The 21,693-nt window shown below is 33.8% G+C and carries 20 protein-coding genes; 5 read left to right on the top strand and 15 right to left on the bottom strand.

Annotated elements, in window-relative coordinates; genetic code table 11:
* Nucleotides 1-209 precede the first annotated feature (209 nt).
* From CJ739_RS16380 to CJ739_RS16350, 7 genes are all read right to left on the bottom strand, one after another.
* Nucleotides 210-1,319: an AMP-binding protein gene (locus CJ739_RS16380; protein WP_117177230.1), complete on the bottom strand. Its 1,110-nt coding sequence runs from the start codon at nt 1,317-1,319 to the stop codon at nt 210-212.
* The gene (locus CJ739_RS16375; protein ID WP_117177228.1) at nt 1,297-2,274 is read right to left on the bottom strand and encodes a CPBP family intramembrane glutamic endopeptidase; all 978 of its coding nucleotides are present in this window, start codon (nt 2,272-2,274) and stop codon (nt 1,297-1,299) included. The genes CJ739_RS16380 and CJ739_RS16375 overlap by 23 nt, the downstream gene beginning before the upstream one ends.
* A gap of 2 nt (nt 2,275-2,276) precedes the next feature.
* The gene (locus CJ739_RS16370) at nt 2,277-3,314 is read right to left on the bottom strand and encodes an o-succinylbenzoate synthase (protein ID WP_117177226.1); all 1,038 of its coding nucleotides are present in this window, start codon (nt 3,312-3,314) and stop codon (nt 2,277-2,279) included.
* Entirely contained in the window at nt 3,315-3,992 is a 678-nt protein-coding gene (locus CJ739_RS16365) for a metal-dependent hydrolase (protein ID WP_117177224.1), read from the bottom strand.
* A 201-nt stretch (nt 3,993-4,193) separates the two neighbouring features.
* Nucleotides 4,194-5,096 carry a 1,4-dihydroxy-2-naphthoate octaprenyltransferase gene (gene menA, locus CJ739_RS16360; protein ID WP_117177222.1) on the bottom strand — a complete coding sequence of 301 codons (903 nt, stop codon included), beginning with the start codon at nt 5,094-5,096 and terminating at the stop codon, nt 4,194-4,196.
* A gap of 1 nt (nt 5,097) precedes the next feature.
* Nucleotides 5,098-5,937: a 1,4-dihydroxy-2-naphthoyl-CoA synthase gene (locus CJ739_RS16355; protein WP_117177220.1), complete on the bottom strand. Its 840-nt coding sequence runs from the start codon at nt 5,935-5,937 to the stop codon at nt 5,098-5,100.
* Nucleotides 5,938-6,365: 428 nt separating this feature from the next.
* Nucleotides 6,366-7,031 (bottom strand): uracil-DNA glycosylase, encoded by a 666-nt coding sequence (locus tag CJ739_RS16350; RefSeq protein WP_117177218.1) that lies wholly within the window; start codon nt 7,029-7,031, stop codon nt 6,366-6,368.
* A gap of 63 nt (nt 7,032-7,094) precedes the next feature.
* Here CJ739_RS16350 and CJ739_RS16345 point away from each other — a divergent pair, with 63 nt between their 5' ends.
* Complete coding sequence (locus tag CJ739_RS16345) at nt 7,095-8,588, top strand: YfcC family protein (RefSeq protein ID WP_117177216.1); 1,494 nt, start codon at nt 7,095-7,097, stop codon at nt 8,586-8,588.
* 282 nt (nt 8,589-8,870) lie between these two features.
* Here CJ739_RS16345 and CJ739_RS16340 read toward each other — a convergent pair whose 3' ends face one another.
* Nucleotides 8,871-9,767, bottom strand: coding sequence for an SMP-30/gluconolactonase/LRE family protein (locus tag CJ739_RS16340; protein ID WP_117177214.1), 897 nt, complete (start codon nt 9,765-9,767; stop codon nt 8,871-8,873).
* Between the two features lie 358 nt (nt 9,768-10,125).
* Nucleotides 10,126-11,130, bottom strand: a complete 1,005-nt coding sequence (gene holA, locus CJ739_RS16335) for a DNA polymerase III subunit delta (protein ID WP_117177212.1) — start codon at nt 11,128-11,130, stop codon at nt 10,126-10,128.
* Between the two features lie 105 nt (nt 11,131-11,235).
* Here holA and CJ739_RS16330 point away from each other — a divergent pair, with 105 nt between their 5' ends.
* The 3 genes from CJ739_RS16330 to CJ739_RS16320 all read left to right on the top strand — a co-directional run bounded on the left by CJ739_RS16330 (nt 11,236) and on the right by CJ739_RS16320 (nt 13,639).
* On the top strand, nt 11,236-11,682 hold the full coding sequence (locus CJ739_RS16330) for a type I restriction enzyme HsdR N-terminal domain-containing protein (protein WP_117179078.1): 447 nt from the start codon (nt 11,236-11,238) through the stop codon (nt 11,680-11,682).
* A gap of 28 nt (nt 11,683-11,710) precedes the next feature.
* Complete coding sequence (locus tag CJ739_RS16325) at nt 11,711-12,706, top strand: glycosyltransferase family 2 protein (protein ID WP_117177210.1); 996 nt, start codon at nt 11,711-11,713, stop codon at nt 12,704-12,706.
* A gap of 96 nt (nt 12,707-12,802) precedes the next feature.
* Nucleotides 12,803-13,639: an OmpA/MotB family protein gene (locus CJ739_RS16320; RefSeq protein ID WP_117177208.1), complete on the top strand. Its 837-nt coding sequence runs from the start codon at nt 12,803-12,805 to the stop codon at nt 13,637-13,639.
* 299 nt (nt 13,640-13,938) lie between these two features.
* Here the strand turns inward: CJ739_RS16320 and CJ739_RS16315 are convergent, their stop codons facing one another.
* From CJ739_RS16315 to CJ739_RS16300, 4 genes are all read right to left on the bottom strand, one after another.
* On the bottom strand, nt 13,939-14,280 hold the full coding sequence (locus CJ739_RS16315; protein WP_117177206.1) for a VOC family protein: 342 nt from the start codon (nt 14,278-14,280) through the stop codon (nt 13,939-13,941).
* Nucleotides 14,281-14,297: 17 nt separating this feature from the next.
* Nucleotides 14,298-14,918, bottom strand: coding sequence for an L-threonylcarbamoyladenylate synthase (locus CJ739_RS16310; RefSeq protein WP_117177204.1), 621 nt, complete (start codon nt 14,916-14,918; stop codon nt 14,298-14,300).
* 9 nt (nt 14,919-14,927) lie between these two features.
* Complete coding sequence (locus CJ739_RS16305; protein ID WP_117177202.1) at nt 14,928-17,261, bottom strand: ATP-dependent helicase; 2,334 nt, start codon at nt 17,259-17,261, stop codon at nt 14,928-14,930.
* Nucleotides 17,262-17,359: 98 nt separating this feature from the next.
* A complete protein-coding gene (locus tag CJ739_RS16300; protein WP_117177200.1) occupies nt 17,360-18,931 on the bottom strand; it encodes a hypothetical protein in 1,572 nt (523 codons plus the stop codon).
* A gap of 344 nt (nt 18,932-19,275) precedes the next feature.
* On the opposite strand from CJ739_RS16300, the gene CJ739_RS16295 reads away from it, so the two are divergent.
* A complete protein-coding gene (locus CJ739_RS16295) occupies nt 19,276-19,797 on the top strand; it encodes a DUF7935 family protein (RefSeq protein ID WP_117179076.1) in 522 nt (173 codons plus the stop codon).
* A gap of 31 nt (nt 19,798-19,828) precedes the next feature.
* Here the strand turns inward: CJ739_RS16295 and CJ739_RS16290 are convergent, their stop codons facing one another.
* Together CJ739_RS16290 and CJ739_RS16285 are read right to left on the bottom strand one after the other, a co-directional pair.
* Nucleotides 19,829-20,710: a patatin-like phospholipase family protein gene (locus tag CJ739_RS16290; protein ID WP_117177198.1), complete on the bottom strand. Its 882-nt coding sequence runs from the start codon at nt 20,708-20,710 to the stop codon at nt 19,829-19,831.
* A gap of 2 nt (nt 20,711-20,712) precedes the next feature.
* Nucleotides 20,713-21,615, bottom strand: coding sequence for a patatin-like phospholipase family protein (locus CJ739_RS16285; protein ID WP_117177196.1), 903 nt, complete (start codon nt 21,613-21,615; stop codon nt 20,713-20,715).
* Nucleotides 21,616-21,693 lie beyond the last annotated feature (78 nt).

The following is a 21,693-nucleotide window of genomic DNA, read 5'->3' as shown; positions in this document are numbered from 1 at the left end:
TTTAAATTTTGTTTTTGGAATGTTTTATAGAGTATTTTTTTGTCAGACAGGGCCGAGCGTATAAAAAAGGTCTGGGGAGACCTTTTTAGCGAAGGAGCCAGGCTGCCGCGAGGGAGAGGTACATAACCACGAACCGAAAATAGCTGATGTATGGCGGAAAAAGGCACATAAAAGAGCCAAAGGATAAAACTTAAACAGTCTCTAATTTATTAACTCCAATTATGGCTTATTAACTCCACTGTTTTTTTACGTTGAACTTTACCGGAAGCTGTTTCAACAAATTGCTTTAAGGTAAAAATGTTTTTAGGTCTTTCGTTTCTTTTTAAGCTTGAAAAAGCAGAAGGATCGATTGATTCTATACCGCCTTCTACAAGCAAAATAAGTTGTTCTCCTAACGTCTCGTGGGGTTTTGAAGCAATAAAAAAACGTGCTTGTATTTTATCTTGAAGTTTGGCTTCTATTTGTTCTGGGAAAAATTTCAATCCGCCCGAATTTATCACATTATCTATACGTCCCAGCCATTTAAACTCGGTTTCAGAATAGATTTCCACTAGATCATTGGTTATTATTTTTTCTTCTGAAAGTTTTGGTGCATCAATGACCAAACAATCTCTTTCATCTTTTGAAATGCGGATGTTTGGAAGCGTTTTAAAAGATTCGGCAGATCGCTTCGCCTTGCCTCTTAGCGATGGCGGTAGATTGTTTAGTTTTTTAAGTGCGATATGGGTAACCGTTTCTGTCATACCATAGCTTTCATAAACATGGGAATCGATGCCTTGAAGTTTTTCTATTAATGCCGTTGAAACTGGAGCCCCTCCCACAATAATGGTTTTAATAAGATTAAAATCCTGTAGGATGTTATCAAGTTGCAGTGGGACCATGGCACAAAAGTTATATGCTCTATAAATATTAAAATCTGGATGGGCTGTTGGTGCTTCCAAGTCTATTTCCAAACCTAGAACCATCGCTCTAACCAACATCATTTTTCCTGCAATAAATCGTGTGGGTAAACAATGTAATGCTTTGTCACTTGGTTTTAAATCAAAGAATTCGCCTGTTGCTAAGGCTGAATTAACCATCGCTTGTTTCTTTATTTTTATGGATTTTGGTGTGCCTGTTGAGCCAGAGGTCTTGACTACAACAAACTCATTTTCATCTAACCAATGTTGTAAAAACTTGCCAACTTCTTTTTCGTATGGCTCACCTTCTTTTATAAAATTAGAGGCAACATGCAAAAGGGCTTCATTGGAATAATAAACCCCATTTAATTTGAATTTTTCGTGAATGAATTTAAAATTAGTTATCACTTGAATGGCCATCTTCTAAAACTAAAGTTTCTGTTTTTAATGGTTCAATTACTTTTCCAAAGAGTTTTTCTTTCCAATGGGTCCATTTGTATATTTTAGCCAAAATAAAAAGTAATATGGGGAATACTATAAAAACGGGCATAAAAATTTCAATAAAACCCATTTCTGTTGGATCAGACATATCTTTTAAAACAGAATGCGTTTGAAAAGCAGTCCAATCGGCAGTTACTAAAAGAGCTGTAAATAAATTATTGGCTGCATGAAAGCCTAAAGCTAATTCCATGCCTTCATCCATTAAAGTCATAATTCCTAAAAACAAACCAGTTCCTATATAATAAACCATGATTACAGACCCTAATCTATCTACTTCTGGGTTGGCTATATGTAATAACCCGAAAACCAAAGAAGTAATAAGTAAAGGCATCCATTTATTCTTTACTATCACTCCTATACCCTGCATCAAATACCCTCTAAATAAATACTCTTCAAAACTTGTTTGGAGTGGAACAAAAACAATGGCGATAACACATAGTATTAAAAATGGTATGAGTTTAAAGTTTATCACATAATCCCCTGGAGACATAAAATAATCGGCTATCACTAAGCCACTTGAAACAATACCCCAAACAAAAAATATGAACCAAAAACGTTTCCAATCTATCTTTTTTCTTGATGTGGTTAAACTGGTAAACGATTGATTATGCAAGTATTTAACGACTAATAATAATCCCAATAAACCAACGGCAAATGACAATAACATTAAAAACAGATTTAGATTTGGTTCCAAAAGCGTCATCATTTTCGTTCCATCCATTCCAAATAAATTATCCCCATTCTTAACAGCTTTTAACATGACTGCTACGGTAAAAGGAATTTGACCTATTACTACAGCAATAACAATAATCACAAGTCCTACTAAATACCGCCACCAATCGTGTAATACATTAAATGCCTGAGCTATATACATATCTATAAATTAAAGTTCCAATCTGTTTTATTATTGTACCGCAAAGTACCGTTTTTTACTTGTAATGGGCAATCAAAATTGTTGGTAAATAAACCACCCGTACCCAAACCTTGTGGTAGTTTACTTTGTTTTGTATAGGTGTATTGCGCTATGGCATTCAACCCCACATTACTTTCTAATGCACTGGTAATCCACCACCCTATTTGGTTTTGTTCTGCAATATCAATCCATGCATCACACCCTTTAAAACCACCAACTAAACTTGGCTTTAAAATAATGTATTGCGGTTTGATGGTTTGTAGCAACTTTTCCTTTTCTGTTACAGTAAACACGCCTATTAATTCTTCGTCTAAAGCAATGGGTAACGGTGTTTGTGCACAAAGTATTGCCATCGCTTCAACTTGCCCTTGTTTTATGGGCTGCTCTATGGAGTGGATGTCTAAATCTGATAGTCTTTTTAGTTTTTCTAAAGCTTCTGAAGGCGTAAAAGCACCATTGGCATCTACACGAAGTTCCATGTCTTTTGGAGTGAATTCTTTTCTGATTGATTTTAAAAGATTGATTTCCGTTTGAAAATCGATTGCGCCAATTTTCATTTTTATGCAATGGAAACCACCATCGATTTTATCTTGAATTTGTTGTTTCATAAAGGTTTCAGAACCCATCCAAATCAATCCATTTATAACAATTGAATCTTCACTTTGTGTGAATTTTGAAGGAAATAATTCAAATATATTTTTGCCTTCTAAAGATTTAAAAGCCATTTCCAGACCAAATTGAATGCTTGGAAACTCGATTAATTCAACCAATAAAGTTTCTAATCCTAAATGGATATTTTTACAAACCCATTGTAGTTTCTCTTCATAATCTGCTCTATCATCAACCGACAAGCCTCTAAAAATACCACATTCACCTATGCCTTGTTTTTCACCTGAATTTAAAAGAATAAACCAGGTTTCCTTGGTTTTTAGAATGCCTCGGGAAGTGCCACTGGCTTGTTTAAAGTTTAAAATGTATTTTTTGTATGATGCAAGTATCATCTATAATTCTATGCTTTCTCCAATTTCCAAAAGCATCAAATCTTTGCCTTTATCAAAAAATTTACGTTTAGCTTCCTCGTGGTCTATTTCAATATAACCAAAGGTATCAAAATGATAACCTAAAACTTTATCACATTTTACAAAATCGCTTGCAATAATGGCATCATCAACTCCCATGGTAAAATTATCGCCAATAGGAAAAATGGCTAAATCTAGATCCGTTCTCATGGGAATTAATTTCATATCGAAGGTTAAAGCCGTATCTCCTGCTATGTAAATGTTTTTATGTTCACCTTCAATTACAAAACCACCGGGTTGACCGCCATATTTGCCATCAGGAAACGATGACGTGTGAATGGCATTGACGTATTTTACGGTTCCAAATTCAAAATCCCAACTTCCTCCATGGTTCATTGGATGTCCTTCTAAACCTAAAGCTTCAAAATGCGAAACAATTTCAAAATTAGATACAATTATGGCATTGGTGCGTTTTGCAATAGCTTCCACATCTACAATATGATCTTGGTGCGCATGGGTTAATAAAATATAATCTGCTTTAAGTGCATCAATATTTATATGCGATGCTTTGGGGTTTGCCGAAATAAACGGGTCTACAAGAATATTTACATCATTAACTTGTATGCCTAAACTAGCGTGACCGTAAAATGTGATTTTCATTTGGTTTACAATTAATTTTTAGAACTCATCTTGACTTTTTCTATTTCCTAAAAAATGGCTAAAATTTATCCATATTTCGTTACTTTTTTATGCGTAGCGATGCTATGTCTTGCAAAAAGCGCCTCATCTGTACAAATTTTATCTCATTTTCGGTTAAAAACAAAAAGTCAAGATGAGTTCGTAAAGTAAAATACAAAAATTTTATAACAAATGCCCTATTCCCATCAGTACGGCTAAAAGCACCGTTGTTAAAGCCACTTTTTTTAATTCGGGATCCAACAATTTCGGATCTGTATTTTTTAATACTTTTTTAATGTGGATAATTAAAGGAATGTACGCCACCACAAACATTAAATCATAGAATGAAGTGAAATATAATATACCAAATAATCCCGATAGAACAATCGCTAAACCAATAATTACTGTATGGTATATTTTAGCATTATGAATACCCATTTTAACAACCAACGTTATTTTATTTGATTTTTTATCCGATTCAACATCACGCATATTATTAAGGTTTAAAACCGCTGCACTTAATAAACCAATAGTAATTGCTGGTAAAAACACCACATGATCTATAGTTTTTGCATATAATATGTAACACCCTATAACACTTACTAAACCAAAAAACACAAAAACATAAATATCTCCTAGCCCTTTATATCCATAGGCATTATTACCAACGGTGTATCTTATGGCTGCCGCAACAGAGGCTATAGCAAGTAAAAAGAAAACAACCGTTAAGAAAAAATGCTTTACACCAAATGCGGTAAAAATTAGAAAAAATGCTAAAGCAATAGAAATCAACACGTTTATTTTTATGGCATTAAACATTTCGTCGGGAGAAATTTTACCTGTTTGAATAGCGCGATCTGGACCAATACGGTCATTATTATCGGTCCCTTTTATACCATCGCCATAATCATTAGCTAGGTTCGAAAGAATTTGAAAACTTAGGGTTGTTAAAATAGCCAAAGTAGCTATTAACCAATTAAAGCAACCATTATATACAGCAAAACAAGATGCTAAAATAATACCAGAAATTGATAAGGGTAGCGTTCGTAAACGTATGGTTGAAATCCAAATAGAGATATTTTTCATATTATGGAATCCATTTTTTTACAAAATTAGGCTTACGTTTTTCAAGAAAAGCGTTTCTGCCTTCTACAGCCTCATCGGTCATATAAGCCAAACGGGTGGCTTCACCTGCAAACACTTGCTGTCCTACCATACCATCATCGGTTAAATTCATAGCGAATTTCAACATTTTAATTGAAGTTGGCGATTTTGCCAATATTTCCTGCGCCCACTCATAAGCAGTTGCTTCCAATTCATCATGAGGAATAACGGCATTTACCATCCCCATTTCAAAAGCTTCTTGAGCGGAGTAATTTCTTCCTAAGAAAAAAATCTCACGGGCTCTTTTTTGTCCCACCATTTTTGCTAAATAAGCCGACCCGTAACCGCCGTCAAAACTAGTAACATCGGCATCGGTTTGTTTAAAAATGGCATGTTCTTTACTTGCCAAGGTTAAATCGCATACAACATGTAAACTGTGACCACCACCAACTGCCCAACCAGGAACCACTGCAATAACAGCTTTTGGCATAAAACGAATGAGGCGTTGGACCTCTAAAATATTTAATCGATGGTAACCATCTTCCCCTACATACCCTTGATGCCCTCTGGCTTTTTGGTCACCACCAGAACAGAAGCTCCAAACCCCGTCTTTAGTTGATGGTCCTTCAGCTGATAACAATACGACACCTATATTTACATCTTCATTGGCATCATAAAACGCATCATACAACTCACTTGTTGTTTTTGGTCTAAAGGCATTACGTACATTTGGTCTGTTAAACGCAATACGAGCTACTCCATGACATTTTTTATAAGTAATGTCTTCGTACTCTTTAACAGTTTTCCAATTAACTTGCTCCATTTTTATTATTTTGTTCAAAAATAATTTTTATTTCATTAAAACACTTGTTTCAAATTAAAAAATAATATTTACTCACCTTTTTAATCTTGACTCTTAACTTTAATCAAAAAAAATCTTAAAAAACTGTCATATACACAAAAATCACTTACATTTTTTCAAATATTCAAATAAGTGCAAATTCTTATTTGTCTGTAGTCTTTTTTTTCTTAGATTTGTAACCAAAATAATTTTCGCTTGAACAAAAATACTTTTTATCTTGTTTTTTTGTATATTGTCGATTAATCAACCCCCAATGCCTATGCTATTTAAAATTACTTTTATAATTATTGCCTTAGTGGTTATTAATTTTTTATTGTTAAAATTTAGTTGCAATAAAACTGTAAAACGAACAAAAATCAGAAAAATGCCTTTAGTACTTAAAACCGAAACTACCACTGTACAGGTTCCAGAAACGCTTGCTCCAACAGGGAGTTAGTTTTACTAAAGTGTCTATTACCAAACCAGTACCCTCTATTTGCGCTAAGTGGAGATGGATGTCCTGATGCTAATATCTTGTGTTTTTTAACATCTATTAGTTTCGCTTTTTGCTTTGCAAATCCTCCCCAAAGCAAAAACACCACGTTTTCTTTTTCATCGCTAATCGTTTTTATCACCGCATTTGTAAATAACTCCCAGCCTTTATTTTGATGACTTCCTGCTTGGTGTGCTCTAACTGTAAGCGTTGCATTTAATAATAATACACCTTGATCTGCCCATCTCATTAAATTTCCACTTTTAGGGTATGGAATTTTTAAATCTGTTTCAATTTCTTTAAAAATATTAATTAAAGATGGTGGGTGTTTAATACCATCATTTACAGAAAAACACAAACCATGGGCTTGTCCTATATCATGATATGGGTCTTGACCTATAATCACCACTTTAACATCTTCAAAATGGCAATGATTAAAGGCGTTAAAAATTTGAGCTCCTGGAGGAAAACAAGTATAATTTCTATATTCAGTTTTTACAAAATGTGCCAATCCCTTAAAGTAAGGCTTATCAAACTCTGCTTTTAAGTAAGGCTTCCAACTTTCGTGTATATCAACATTCATAGATACAAATATAAAATGGAACTAAAATAGTACTATCTTTAGTCTTATTAAAATAATTTACGATTGAAAAAATTAAAATTCCCAACGGCACAAACCATACTCATTATTATTGCTGGTTTGGTGGCTATTTTAACTTGGATCGTTCCTTCAGGAAAATTTGATTCTTTAGCTTATAATAAAGCTGAAAATACCTTTACAAGAACAAGTTTAGAGAAAAAGGAAACTTTAGCCGCTACACAAGAAACTTTAGATGCCTTACAAATTAAAATCCCCATAGAGAAATTTACAAATGGTGATATTTGGAAACCCATTAGCATCCCAAATACCTACCACAAAGTTAAAGCAAAACCTCAAGGGTTTTTAGCCTTTATACAATCACCCATAAAAGGTATTATTGAAGCTGCCGACATTATTTTTCTAGTTTTGTTTATAGGAGGTTTAATTGGAATAATGAATTTTACAGGTGCTTTTGATGCGGGTATTTCTTGGCTTGCCGAAACATTAAAAGGTAAAGAATTTATTTTAATTCTACTGGTAACCGTATTAATTGCCATTGGAGGCACCACTTTTGGGTTAGCTGAGGAAACCATCGCCTTTTACCCCATACTTATTCCTATATTTTTGGCTGCAAAATATGATGCCATGGTAGCGTTAGCCTGTATTTATTTAGGATCGTCTATTGGCACCATGTGCTCTACAACCAATCCATTTAGTACCATTATAGCTTCTGATGCCGCAGGTATTAACTGGACTACTGGATTAATAGGGCGTTTTATTATGCTGATTTTAGGAACACTTATCTGTATTCTTTACACCATTAGATATGCACAACGCGTAAAAAACGACCCTTCAAAATCTGTTATTTTTAGTCAAAAAGAAGCCATAGAGGCCCTGTTTGGCAATACAACAAATTCCACAGTTAAACTATCTACCCGTTTACGACTTATCCTCTTTGTATTTGCCATGTCCTTTGTTGTCATGATTTATGGCGTGTCTCAATTAGAATGGTGGTTTTTAGAAATGACCGTTGTGTTTTTATCAGGTGCAGTACTGATTGGATTTTTAGCCAAAATTGACGAATATACCTTTGTTGATCTATTTGTTAAAGGCGCTAGCGATTTGCTTGGTGTTGCCATTATCATAGGAATAGCCCGAGGTATTACCATATTAATGAATGATGGACAAATAAGTGATACACTACTGTTTTATGCAAGCAATGCCACAAATGGTATGAATAAAGGTGTTTTTATTAACGCCATGCTTTATATTTATGGTGGATTATCGTTTTTCATTCCATCATCTTCTGGCATGGCGGTTTTAACCATGCCTATTATGTCTCCATTAGCCGATGGTGTTGGCATTGGAAGAGAACTCATAGTGAATGCCTATCAATACGGGATGGGCTTATTTGCTTTTATAAATCCAACGGGGTTAATTTTAGCTTCATTAGCCATTGTAAAAGTAGGCTATGATAAATGGCTGAAATTCGTCATGCCATTGGTTATCATTTTATTGATTTTCACAATGATCATGATGACTATTTCGGTTTATTTATAGAACTCGTTTAGACTTTTCACAATTGGCTAAAAAATTGTCCTTTTTTGTCCATGCGCCTCCCGCCCGGTCCATTGGCTACGCCGAATCTTCGATTTCACTAAAACAGTCTATAGAACTGTTTCTTAACGCTCTGTCCTGCTTTTTCTTCGTTCCGTAGGCCTAGTACAACTGAAGAAAGCCTTCAACCAAGAGCATAGGGCGGAACGTAAAAATAACCCAGTGGATTATTTTAGCGAACGAGCCGCTGGCGAAAGGTTAAATTTTCACTTCAATTAAAAAAGTTTAAATGAGTTCATTACCAATTTTATAAGCAACCACCTTATTTCCAAAAAATGTTGGTACTAAAAGGATGTTTTCTTCGGGGATTATAGAAATATCGGCAGCGTTAAGTTTCTCTTCTTTAGTATCTAATATTTTGTTGGCTGTTTCACCTTGATGTTTTTTATCAACAAAAAACAGCTCACCAGGCCATGTGGAAACCAAATACCCTTCTTTAATTGGCACAATACCATCACCCTTAACAATGCCCGTAGCTAGAACACTGGGTTTCTTTGTTGTTTTATCAATAGCTATAAAATCGCCTTTGCTAAATGAAACTACTAGAATTCGATCTTTTTCAACAAGTATGCCGTTAGGATTCATGTCTTCTAAATCCAACCATAATGAGACTTCATCATTTACAAGTTTGTAAATTTTGCTATCACTGGAATCTGTAAAATACACATCACCACTCGTGTCTATATCCAAATCATTTAAAAAAATAGCGTTTTCAACAGCAATTCGTTTATCAATAGCACCCGATTTTATATCTATTTTAACAATGGCATCAATATCTGTAACATACAGTTTGTCATTATAAAAATGGATGCCTTTAGGAGCGTTCATTCCTGTTACCCAATTCTGATTAATAATCTCACCCTTCAGATTGATTATAGACATACTACCATCCCCATCTTTTTCACTTGGGGGCACATTTCCTATATTGGAAACATAAATGACTCCTTTTTCTTTGTGATATCTAACAGCTTCACAGGTTTTAAGCAATGTATCTGTTTCCCATAGCTTGGTTAAAACTATTTCTGTTTTAATAGGCTCTTGTACTATGGTTTCTTTTTTGTTTTTTTTACAAGAAATTAAAACCACAATACCAAATAGCAATAAAAGTTGATATGTTTTCATCTGTTTTTATTTATTGTTTTTAATTTGTCAGATGTTACATCCATATAATAATTCCTGTATTTGACATAAACTTAGTTATGGATGTTTTATCTGTTTATATTTATTGTCATTGTTATCCGATAAAAGGTTTACAATTCACTGCAAACGCATTGATAATGGCCTTTCAAAGAGATTATTGATTTGTGGCCTAACTTTTTGCAATAATTAGTTACTTAGCGATTAATAAAAAACAAAAAAGCAAATCAATTTGTTCTCATTTAGTCTAATATTCTATTTTCTTTATTCTATAGTCTATTTTCTTTTACCAAAACGGTCTTGAATCTTTAATCGGACACTAATGATTTAAATTATTTAACCACTAAGATAATATTTTTACCAATAACTCTTTTAATAAATCGCCTTGCGGAACGGCATTAGAACCAACACCTTTGCTTTTAACATCAAACTCCCTAAGGGTTGAAACAACTTCGCTTACTTTCCTCATGGGGTAATTTCTTGCAGCTGTAACATAGTCGTTAACAAAATACGGATTCACTTTTAATGCTGAAGCAACATGTCGAGGCGATTTATCTTCCAGACCATGAAAATGAAGCAATTGCGAAAAAAAACTAAACAATAAAGACACGGTAACAACCATGGGATTGTCCTTAGGATTTTCGGCGAAATAATTAACAATTCTATAAGCTTTAAGAGCATTTTTTTCACCAATGGCATGGCGTAATTCAAAATTATTAAAGTCTTTGCTTATACCGATGTTTTCCTCGATATGCTCGGGCGTAATTTGGGTGCCTTTTGGTAATATTATTTGAAGTTTATCTAGTTCATTACTTATTTTACTTAAATCGGTTCCTAAAAACTCCACGAGCATTTGGGCTGCTTTTGGCGCAATGGTGTAATTTTTGGAAGACAAAACGCGTCGAATCCAATCGGCAACCTGATTCTCGTACAGTTTTTTACTTTCGTAAACTATCCCACTTTTTTGAAGGGTTTTATAAAGCGATTTACGCTTATCAATGGTTTTATACTTATAATTAAAAACTAAAATAGTTGTGGGTTGCGGTTGTTTGGCATAATCCGCCAACTTTTCTATACTACGGGATAAATCTTGAGCTTCTTTTACAATGATCACTTGGTATTCTGCCATCATAGGATAGCGTTTGGCATTACTGACCACATCTTCTACAGTAACGTCGCGCCCATACAATACCATTTGGTTAAATCCACGCTCTTCTTCGGCTAAAACAGTATCTTCAATAAAATCTGAAATTTTATCAATATAATAAGGTTCTTCACCCATTAAAAAATAAATGGGTCTTAACTTTCCGTTTTTTATGTCGGTAACTAATTGTTTTACTTCGTCCAAAATTGAAAAAATTCAAATTATAAATTCCAAAACCCAATATTTATACTTTTCAAGATTTGGTATTTGATTATTGAAGCTTAACTTTGAAAACTAAATACAACGATGTTGCTAGAGCTTAATTTTCCAAAGTTTCCGTTTCGATTCAAAAATAGCGAAAATAAAATTTCTATTTTCGATTGCATACGCAAAAAATTTGTGATTTTACAACCTGAAGAATGGGTACGCCAACATTGTATTTTATATTTAATTGAAGAAAAAGGATACCCGAAATCTTTAATAAATATTGAAAAAGAACTGATTGTTAACGATTTAAAAAAGCGTTACGATATTGTGGTTTTTAATACCGACGGAAATATCCATTTAATTGTAGAATGCAAAGCGCCATCAATTACGGTAAATCAACAAACATTCGACCAAATAGCACAATACAATCGCGTGCTGAGCGCTAGTTATTTAATGGTAACTAACGGATTAAATCATTATTATTGCCAAATGGACTTTAAAAATGAACGTTATGACTTTTTAAAAGACATTCCAAATTATAATGAATAATTAATAATGAATAATTAATAATGACGCTGTGGCAGAATTAAAAATAGCTATTGTTATACTAAACTGGAACGGAAAAAAACTATTAGAACAGTTTTTACCTTCCGTAATTGAATATTCTAAAGAAGCTACTGTTTATGTGGCAGACAATGCTTCTACCGATGATTCTGTGAGTTTTGTAAAAACAGCCTTTCCATTAATTGAAATAATTCAGAATAAAGAAAATGGTGGATACGCAAAAGGCTATAACGACGCGCTAAAACATATTGAAGCCGATATTTTCTGTCTTCTTAATAGTGATGTTGAAGTTACAGTAAATTGGCTCTCACCAATTATTGAAACCTTTACTAACGAATTCAACACAGCCATCATTCAGCCCAAATTATTAGATTTTAACAAGAGAGATTATTTTGAATATGCTGGTGCCGCAGGAGGATTTATCGATAAATATGGCTACCCCTATTGCAGAGGTCGAATTTTCAATACCATTGAAAAAGATAACGGACAGTATAACGATACTACCGAAGTATTTTGGGCATCGGGTGCTTGCTTATTTATTAGAAAGTACGTGTTTAACGAACTAAACGGCTTAGACGAAGCGTTTTTTGCCCACATGGAAGAAATAGATTTGTGCTGGCGGGCAAAAAACTTAGGCTATGCTGTTAAATATGTTGGGCAATCTACCATTTATCATGTTGGTGGAGCTACCCTTAACAATGCCAACCCAAAAAAAACATTTCTTAATTTCAGGAATAGTTTATATACATTAACCAAAAATGCAAAGGGTAATATTTTCCTTATTATCTTAATACGCTTGGTTTTAGATGGCATTGCAGGAATTAAATTTTTAGTAGAACTAAAACCAAAACATACCCTGGCTGTCTTAAAAGCACACTTTAGTTTTTACGCGCATTTAAAACAACTCTTAAGACAAAGAAAGTCAGTAAAAAACAAAATAATCTATTATCAAAAAACATCCATTGTTTTAGATTATTTCGTAAATAGTAACGTAAACTATAAAAGTTGATAAATTGTTTGCAAAAGTTTTGTTAAAATACTATTAACAGCTCTTTTTTACATATTTTTGCACAAATATAGAGAAATATAAAACCCTTAAATAATTATGAAGAAAATCTTATTACTTAGCTTATCGACGATGTTTTTATTGAGCTCGTGCGTTTCTAAAAAACAATTTACAGACCTTGAAGCAAAATACAAAGAATCTCAAGATTTATTGAATTCTGCAACAGTTAAATTAAATACATGTTTAGAAGATAGAGCTGCTGCAACAGCAAGAGCAACTACTTTAGAAGAACAAGTTGCCGATTTAAGAAAAAGCAATGACAACTTACAAATATTATCTTCAAAAGGAGCTAGCAACATAGAGAAAACTCTAGAAAGCATCAAAGAAAAAGATATGAAAATTACACGTCTACAAGATGCTTTAACTAAAAAAGACAGTATTACACTTGCTGTAGTAACTAGCTTAAAACGTGAAGTAGGCATCAACGATCCGGACATTGAAATCAATGTTGAAAAAGGTGTAGTATTCATTTCTATTTCCGATAAATTATTATTCCAAAGTGGCAGCTACATCGTCACTTCAAGAGCTAAAGAAGTACTCGCTAAAGTTGCAAAAGTAGTAAACGGCAAACCGGATTTCGAATGTATGGTTGAAGGTCACACCGATAACGTTCCTTATTCAAGTGGTGTTCTAGTTGATAACTGGGATTTAAGTGTTAAGCGCTCTACTTCAATTATTAGAGTATTACAAACACTTGGTGTAAACCCTGCTCAGTTAATTGCTGCTGGACGTGCTGATTATGTGCCTTTAGTGGACAACAACACTGCTGAAAACAGAGCAAAAAACAGACGTACTCGTATTGTAGTGCTTCCTAAAATTGACCAATTCTATGATATGGTTGAAAAAGAAATGAAAAACCTTTCTGTTCAAAAATAATTAGAATTTAAAAATAAATAAGAAAGCTCAACTGAAAGGTTGGGCTTTTTTTTGTGCTGAAAATGGCGTTACCTAAAGGCCCGGCTAGGAGTTTATCTTGAACATTATCGAAAATGAAAATATATTTTTATTTGAAGATAAAAGCGGAGCTTACGAAAGGTTACAAGTCCGCTCTCGTACTTCGCTGTGGGCTTTTTACTTCAAATGCGAAGCATTCACGATTTCATTAATTATAATGTAGTATGCATGAGTAATACCGTCACGAGCGGGACGATCGCGATAGTGGAGGCTTTCTTGTTTTATTTATCAGACCAAACAGCTAGTTCATTACCCGCTGGGTCTAAAAAATGAAATCGTCTTCCTCCTGGAAATGAAAAAATATCTTTTGATATGTTACCTCCAAATTGAACAACATTATTTTTAATCAAACTTAAATCTTCATGATATAGAACAACTAATGCTCCATTCACGATTTTTGAATCCGTTTTTTCAAATCCACCATCTAAACCACTTTCAGAAAAAGCTATATAATTTGATCCATAATCCGTAAAAACCCAATTAAAACATTTGCTATAAAACACTTTGATTTCTTCGAGATTAGCAGCTTTGAATTCAATATAATTTATTTGATTGTTTTTCATTTCTAAAGTATTAGCGATTAAAATATCTCCAAACTCCCCTTTCCTTCCCTAATAACAACGGGTTCATCTTCCGATAAATCGATAACCGTAGAAGCATAGTTATCACCATAACCACCATCAATAACCAAATCGACCAAATTATCCCATTTTTCTAAAATAAGTTCGGGGTCGGTGGTATATTCAATAACGGCGTCATCATCATGAATAGACGTTGAAATTATGGGATTCCCCAGTTTCTTTACGATTTCCAATGCAATATTATTGGCAGGAATACGGATACCTACCGTTTTTTTCTTTTTAAATGGATTTGGCAAACTGTTAGAGCCCGGAAGAATAAATGTGTAAGGTCCCGGAAGTGCGCGTTTTAATATTTTAAAAGTCGCTGTATCGATTTGTTTTACATAATCGCTTAAATGGCTTAAATCATGACAAACAAACGAAAAATTGGCTTTTTCTAGCTTAACGCCTCTTATTTGCGCCACCCGTTCAAGCGCTCTTAAATTATTAATATCACATCCCAAACCATAAACCGTATCGGTTGGATAAATAATCAACCCGCCTCGTTTTAGAACAGCAACCACCCGATCAATTTCTTTTGGATTGGGATTTTCTTCGTATATTCTAATAAACTCAGCCATTGCTTAAAATTACCCTATTATTTCCAACTTAGCAAAACGTAACAATAATTTTTTAATGCCTCCGTGCTGAAATTTAATTTCGGCCTTCACATCGGCACCTGTTCCTTCTATTTTTAAAACTTCACCCGTACCAAAACGCATGTGTTTAACCAGATTACCTACCACTAATTTACTATCGAATAAATTGGTATTGCTATCTGTTGCTGTTACAGGCTTTAAATTTTTAGGTGTGGTAACCTGAAACTTAACAGGTTCTTCTTTCGTTGAACCACCCTTTTTTAACACAGCTTGTTTCGCAGGTTTAAACCTAATTTTATTTGGTTCTACATCACCAAAAATATCGGCGTCCAACATGGGGTTAAAACGATGTTCTTCAATTGGGGTTGTTATTTCTAAATATTGCTCATCAATTTCTTCTATAAAACGACTTGGTTCAGAATCTACTAATTTCCCCCAACGGTAGCGCGACAACGCATAGGTTAAATAGGCTTGTTTTTCGGCACGTGTTAAGGCGACATAAAACAAACGGCGCTCTTCTTCCAATTCACTGCGTGTCCCCATACTCATGGCACTCGGGAATAAATCCTCTTCCAATCCAACTACAAACACATACGGGAACTCCAAACCTTTAGCTAAATGTATGGTCATTAATGCTACGTGGTCACTATCGCCTTTATCAGCATCCAAATCGGTTGCCAAGGCTACATCCTCTAAAAACTCTGCTAAATTACCTGTGGTGTCAGCCAATTCTTTTTGGCCTTCCACAAAGTCTTTCATACCATTTAAAAGTTCCTCAATATTTTCCATTCTGGTAACACCTTCAGGGGTACCATCCTTTTTAAACTCCCTAATCAATCCGCTGGTTCTGGTAACATGTTCTGCCAATTCAAAAACATCGGCAGTTTGATTTAGCACCTGATAGCTTTCAATCATGGTCACAAAATCCTGAAGCTTTCCTTTCGTTCCCGAATTTATTTTTACATCGGTTTTATCGATGTTTTTCATTACCTCAAAAATAGAACGCTTATAGCCGTTGGCTGCTACGACTAACTTATCTATGGTTGTATCACCTATGCCCCGTGGTGGAAAATTAATAACCCGCTTTAAAGCTTCTTCATCGGCAGGATTTATAATCAATCGCAAATATGACAAAACGTCTTTTATTTCCTTTCGTTGATAGAAAGACAAACCACCATAAATTCTATATGGAATATCACGCTTTCTTAAGGCATCTTCTATAGCACGCGATTGGGCATTGGTTCTATATAAAACAGCAAAGTCACTATTTGCTACATGATGTTGGATTTTGTTTTCCCAAATGGTACTTGCCACAAAACGTCCTTCATCACCATCGGTTAACGAGCGATTTACTACAATTTTTTCACCTTCATCATTGGCTGTCCAAACGACCTTGTCTAATTTAGTTTGGTTTTTATCAATGATTGAATTGGCAGCGTTTACAATGTTTTTGGTGGAACGATAATTTTGCTCCAAACGAAACACCTTTACATCATCATAATCCTTCTGGAAATTTAAAATATTGTTGATATTGGCACCACGGAATGCATAAATGCTTTGTGCATCATCACCTACCACACAAATATTCTGAAATTTATCGGACAACGCCCTTACTATTAAATACTGCGAATGGTTAGTATCCTGGTACTCATCAACCAAAATGTATTTAAAGCGGTTTTGGTATTTCATCAAGACCTCTGGAAAACGTGTCAATAACTCGTTGGTTTTCAATAACAAATCATCAAAATCCATTGCGCCAGCTTTAAAACAACGCTCTACATACTCTTTGTAAATATCACCCAAACGTGGGCGTCTTGCCATGGTATCTGCTTCAATTAATTCTGGATTTTGAAAATAGGCCCGTACGGTAATCAAGCTATTTTTATAGGATGAAATTCTAGAACGAACTTGTTTGTATTTATAAATGTCTTTATCAAGATTCATTTCTTTAATAATAGAAGAAATCAATCTATCGGAATCCTGCGTATCGTAAATGGTAAAATTGCTTGGATACCCTAATTTATCGGCTTCAATACGTAAAATTTTAGCAAAAACCGAGTGAAAGGTTCCCATCCATAAATTCTTAGCCTCGCTTGTACCGACAATAGTGGCAATACGCTCTTTCATTTCGCGAGCTGCCTTATTAGTAAAGGTTAATGATAATATATTAAACGGATCGACACCTTCGCTCATTAAATAAGCAATACGGTAGGTAAGTACACGTGTTTTACCTGAACCTGCACCAGCAATTATAATCATTGGCCCGTCTTTTTGTATAGTAGGCTCTAATTGTGCTTCGTTTAACTGACTTAAATATTTCTCCAATTTTCAATTTCATTTTAGACTGTGAAAATAAGTATTGTAAAGCTTTTAATGGCTCCCATTTATTAATAATTATAAACAATTTTATTGAAAAATTGTATTTAGTCATTTTTTGGGCTGCCCGTCATCGCATCCAACAATCCTGCTTTTACATTAAGCCAAATAAAGTTAAAAACTGACTTTGTTTGATCTCTTTCAACGTCTTCTTCCGAGCCAACTCTGAAATTATCCGAAGCCTCTTTGCTGTCTTTTGACACAAAAATATTTAAAATATTAGATATGAGTTTGTTTTTCCTTTTACCATCGTTTCTCAAGGCAATAATATCAAATTCTTGGTATTTGGTTTTTAAATCTATTCGAGAGGTGCTGGCATTCCCACTAATTGTAAAATAGGTTTTTAAAATTTCACCTTCAAAACGCACATGTAAATTAGGTGCCGAAAATTTATTTATATCATTTGTTTGAAATGTGCCTAAATCGGCACTAAATAGAAATGAACCACTTGGGTCGTTGGCATCAAAACTCCAATCTACTTTTAATGGTGAGCTTTTCATGAAGTTTGAATGAATGTTTATAGTAGTTTTTTCTGGAGATTTATAGGTGTTTCCTACATTTTGCAATGTAGCTTCAAAATCAGAAAAGGAAATCCCACCACCAGAATTATCAGCTTTAGCACGTTCAATATAACTTATGTTAGAGTTTTTTATCACAACTTCTTTTAGCATGAAGTCAAAATTTATGGTTTTTAGCATCTCGCCATATAGGGGCTTAATCGTTGGGTCGTCTTCAACTAACTTGTCTCTATAAATATTGGTTTTAGCACGATATAAAATAGTTTTAGGCACATGAAAAAAGAAAAGAGTATCCTGTTTAAATCCAAAATCCTGATTGTTTAATTCAATAGAATCTATAGAAATATTGAAATGATCCCTTTCTGTTGTCAAAAGGCTTGATAGTTTTTGCTTCGTGTATTTGGTTTTTAATGTAACTGTATTAAGTTTTATTTTATCATTATTAATCTCAGATTTTTTTACAGTTACATTCTCAAAATCATTTAGCTGATAGAACAGATTTTCAAAGGATAATTGATAGGATTCAAAACTTAAAGCTTTCTTGTTTTTTGTCTCTTTATCAAATAATTCAATATTTTGAATAGTTACGTCTATATTTTTTGAATTCAGTATTAAGGAGTCTGTTTGGGCATTAAAAACAGTCACGTCGCTATGAGTCATTTTAAATGTTTCTATCTCAACACGCTTCTTTATTGGTGCCAATTTTAAGGATTCATACTGTTTAGTATCCACTGATTTATTATGGTTGTAAACAATTTCTGGATTGCTTATACTTACCATTTCAATAGAAATTTTATCATGAATCCAATAATCCCAATAACTGATACCATCTACTACTAATGTATCTATCGACATTTGTAAATACTTTATTTTACTAGTATTTCCTTTCTTAATAATCTTTGGTTTTAACAGGATTAACTTACCCTGCCAAGAGCTCACTGATAATGCACTATAACCAACTTCCACGGATTGTGGCAAATCATTTTTTAAGTAGTTCTTTAATTTACAAGTTATTATATAATCACTAATATTGAAAAAAGCTACTGCTAAAATCAAAACTGCAAAAAAAGCCATTACAAAACGTTTTGTTCTTTTTTCCATATTATAAAGATATGGTTTTTAGAACTATGATTCTTTAAATATATGTATCACAAATTTACTTCTATGCAAGATCTAGAGTCTGTTTAAGTTTTATCCTTTGGTTCTTTTATGTACCTTTTTCCGCCATACTTCAGCTATTTTTCGGTTCGTAGCTATAGCTATGAATCTTAAAATACCTTCATCTGACGAAAAAATGCCCTATAAAACATTCCAAAAATAAAATTTAAACAGTCTCTTAAAAGATTGCTTATATTTGGGTGGAAAAACAAGTTAGCCGTTTCAATATAAATATAAGTTTAACAGCTAATTAAAAAGCACACCTACTTAACCAAATGATACTTTTTATGGATGCTAACAGACTAATTGACCTTTTTTTATTTGCTATTCCTTCATTAATTACTGGACTTATTGCTTATTATTTTTTTAAGGAACACACCAAAAACGAAGATGGCAGAAGACGGTTTTTATTGAAGAAAGATTTGCAAGTTAATGTCCTGCCAATGCGATTACAAGCCTATGAGCGCATGGTGTTGTTTTTAGAACGCATGACCCCATCAAATTTACTAATTAGAGTTCCTCCAACAACTTCAAACAAGGAAGCTTATGAGGCTTTAATTATACAGAATATTGAACAAGAATTTGAACATAATTTAACACAACAAATCTATATAAGCGAGAGGTGTTGGAACATTATTAATGCAGCGAAAAATGCCACGATTCAATTAATAAGAAAAGCCAGTTTACTTGAAAAAACCGATACAGCCAATAAGCTTAGAGAGGTTATTTTAACCGAAATGATGGAACGCCGTTCACCGAGTGATGCTGCATTATCATTTATAAAAGAAGAAGTATCTGAATTATGGTAAATCAACCAATACGCAACCCATTCGATATGGCTTATTTATGCCTGCTCTTTGCATAATCAAACCCTTGTTGCCACCAAGAAACCATGAGTTTTTTATTGAATATCAGTGAGTTTTCAGTGAGTTTTGAAGGTGTATAATACAAATTAAGTTTTACCCCTTTATTCTTAGCCGCAAGCTTTCCTATAAGAATATCACTGCGTTCTACTTGATCCAACAAATGCCCAAATAAATTGAGCATTAAGGAAAATGGGTTTTTGCCCAACACTTTCATGTATTCCATGTTTTCAGATTCTAAAACCACGGCGTCAATTTCTGTTGCACCTCGCTGAATAGCTTCTCGTATAGGTACCACGCAACCAAAAGCGCCATCGGCATACTCAAAACCATCGACTTTCGCCAACGACATAAAAGGAATGTAGTTACACGAAATCCAAATCCATTCACAAAATTCATCATAAGAAAAATCTTTTATAGACTTATACTCCACTCTGTTTTGAGATAGATTCGAAACCGTTACAACCACGTCTTCTTTAGTTGTTTTTATAAAATAATACTCTTCTTCCGTAAAGTGTTTTTTAAGATAACGTTTCAACGCTTTGCTTTCACCAAAGGTGCGCTTCATTTTTATAAATTGCCACAACGAATTTACAAAGTTTATAGACACATATTCTCTATCTCCTTTTTTTTGTATTCGAAAAGGGTTCACACTAAAAATATTGCTTTGCTTGACGTCTGTAAACACATCATAAATTTTGTCAATCTTACCAGCAGCAAGGTGTGGCACCAACAAACTTCCCGTAGAGGTTCCTACATATAGATCATATTTACATCCTTTTTCTTTAATTAAATATTCGGCTACACCACCTGCATAAGCCCCCTTACTACCACCGCCTGAAATTACTAATGCCCTCATATTTAATTTTCTAATTGACTTATTTCTTGGTTTTTAAATTTGGCAAAGTCATAGCCACTTTGCCACCAAAGTGTCATTTTCTCTTTATTGAAAATAAGCGAATTGGTCGTTAAAACAGTAGGGGCATAATAAAAGTTAATGATGGCATCATTATGATTTGCTGTAAATTTTCCAATACGTATGTTCTGAGACTCAATTTTATCCAACATAAAAGCAAACATATTCGTTAATAAAGAAAAAGGGTTTCTTGACGGCAATCTATTGAATTGGTTAACTTCGGTTTGCAAAATAATGGCATCCACTTCGGTGGCTCCGCGACTTATAGCTTCTTCAATGGGAACCATATTACCCAAACCACCATCGACATACTCGCAACCATCTTTTTTAACCAAGCTCATAAATGGTGTATAGTTACATGACACCCAAATCCAATCTATAAATTCCTCATAATCAAAATCCCTTAAACATTTATATTCTACTTGGTTTAGCGATAAATTAGACACGGTTACCACCACATCTTTGGTGGAATGCTTTAAGACTAAAAACTCCTCCTCGGTTAAAGTGTTTTTAATTAAAGCTCTTAAATTATGACTTTCACCAAAGGTTTTACTGCCTCTTAAAAAATTCATAATGACATTAAAATGATTTATGGCTATATTTTGGGCACCATGTTTTTGTTTAACCACAAATGGACACACATCAAAAATACTATCGTTGGTTACACTAGTATAAACATCTTTAATCTTTTCAATCTTTTGCAAAGCCAAATGAGATGTCAATAAACTGCCCGTAGAAGTACCTATATATAATTGATAATCGCGCTTAAGCTCTTCAATGAGGTATTGTGCAACACCTCCAGCAAAAGCACCTTTACTACCACCACCAGAAATTACTAATGCTTTCAAATTATGTTTTATTTGTAAATATAAAAATTATGACGGATACCTGATTAAAATATTCATCCGTATGTTTTATAGATAGCA

This window comes from Mariniflexile sp. TRM1-10, from assembly GCF_003425985.1.
Taxonomy (GTDB): Bacteria; Bacteroidota; Bacteroidia; order Flavobacteriales; family Flavobacteriaceae; genus Mariniflexile.
The sequence above is the reverse complement of the archived record's forward strand: the minus strand, read 5'-3'. Positions and strand labels throughout refer to the sequence as shown.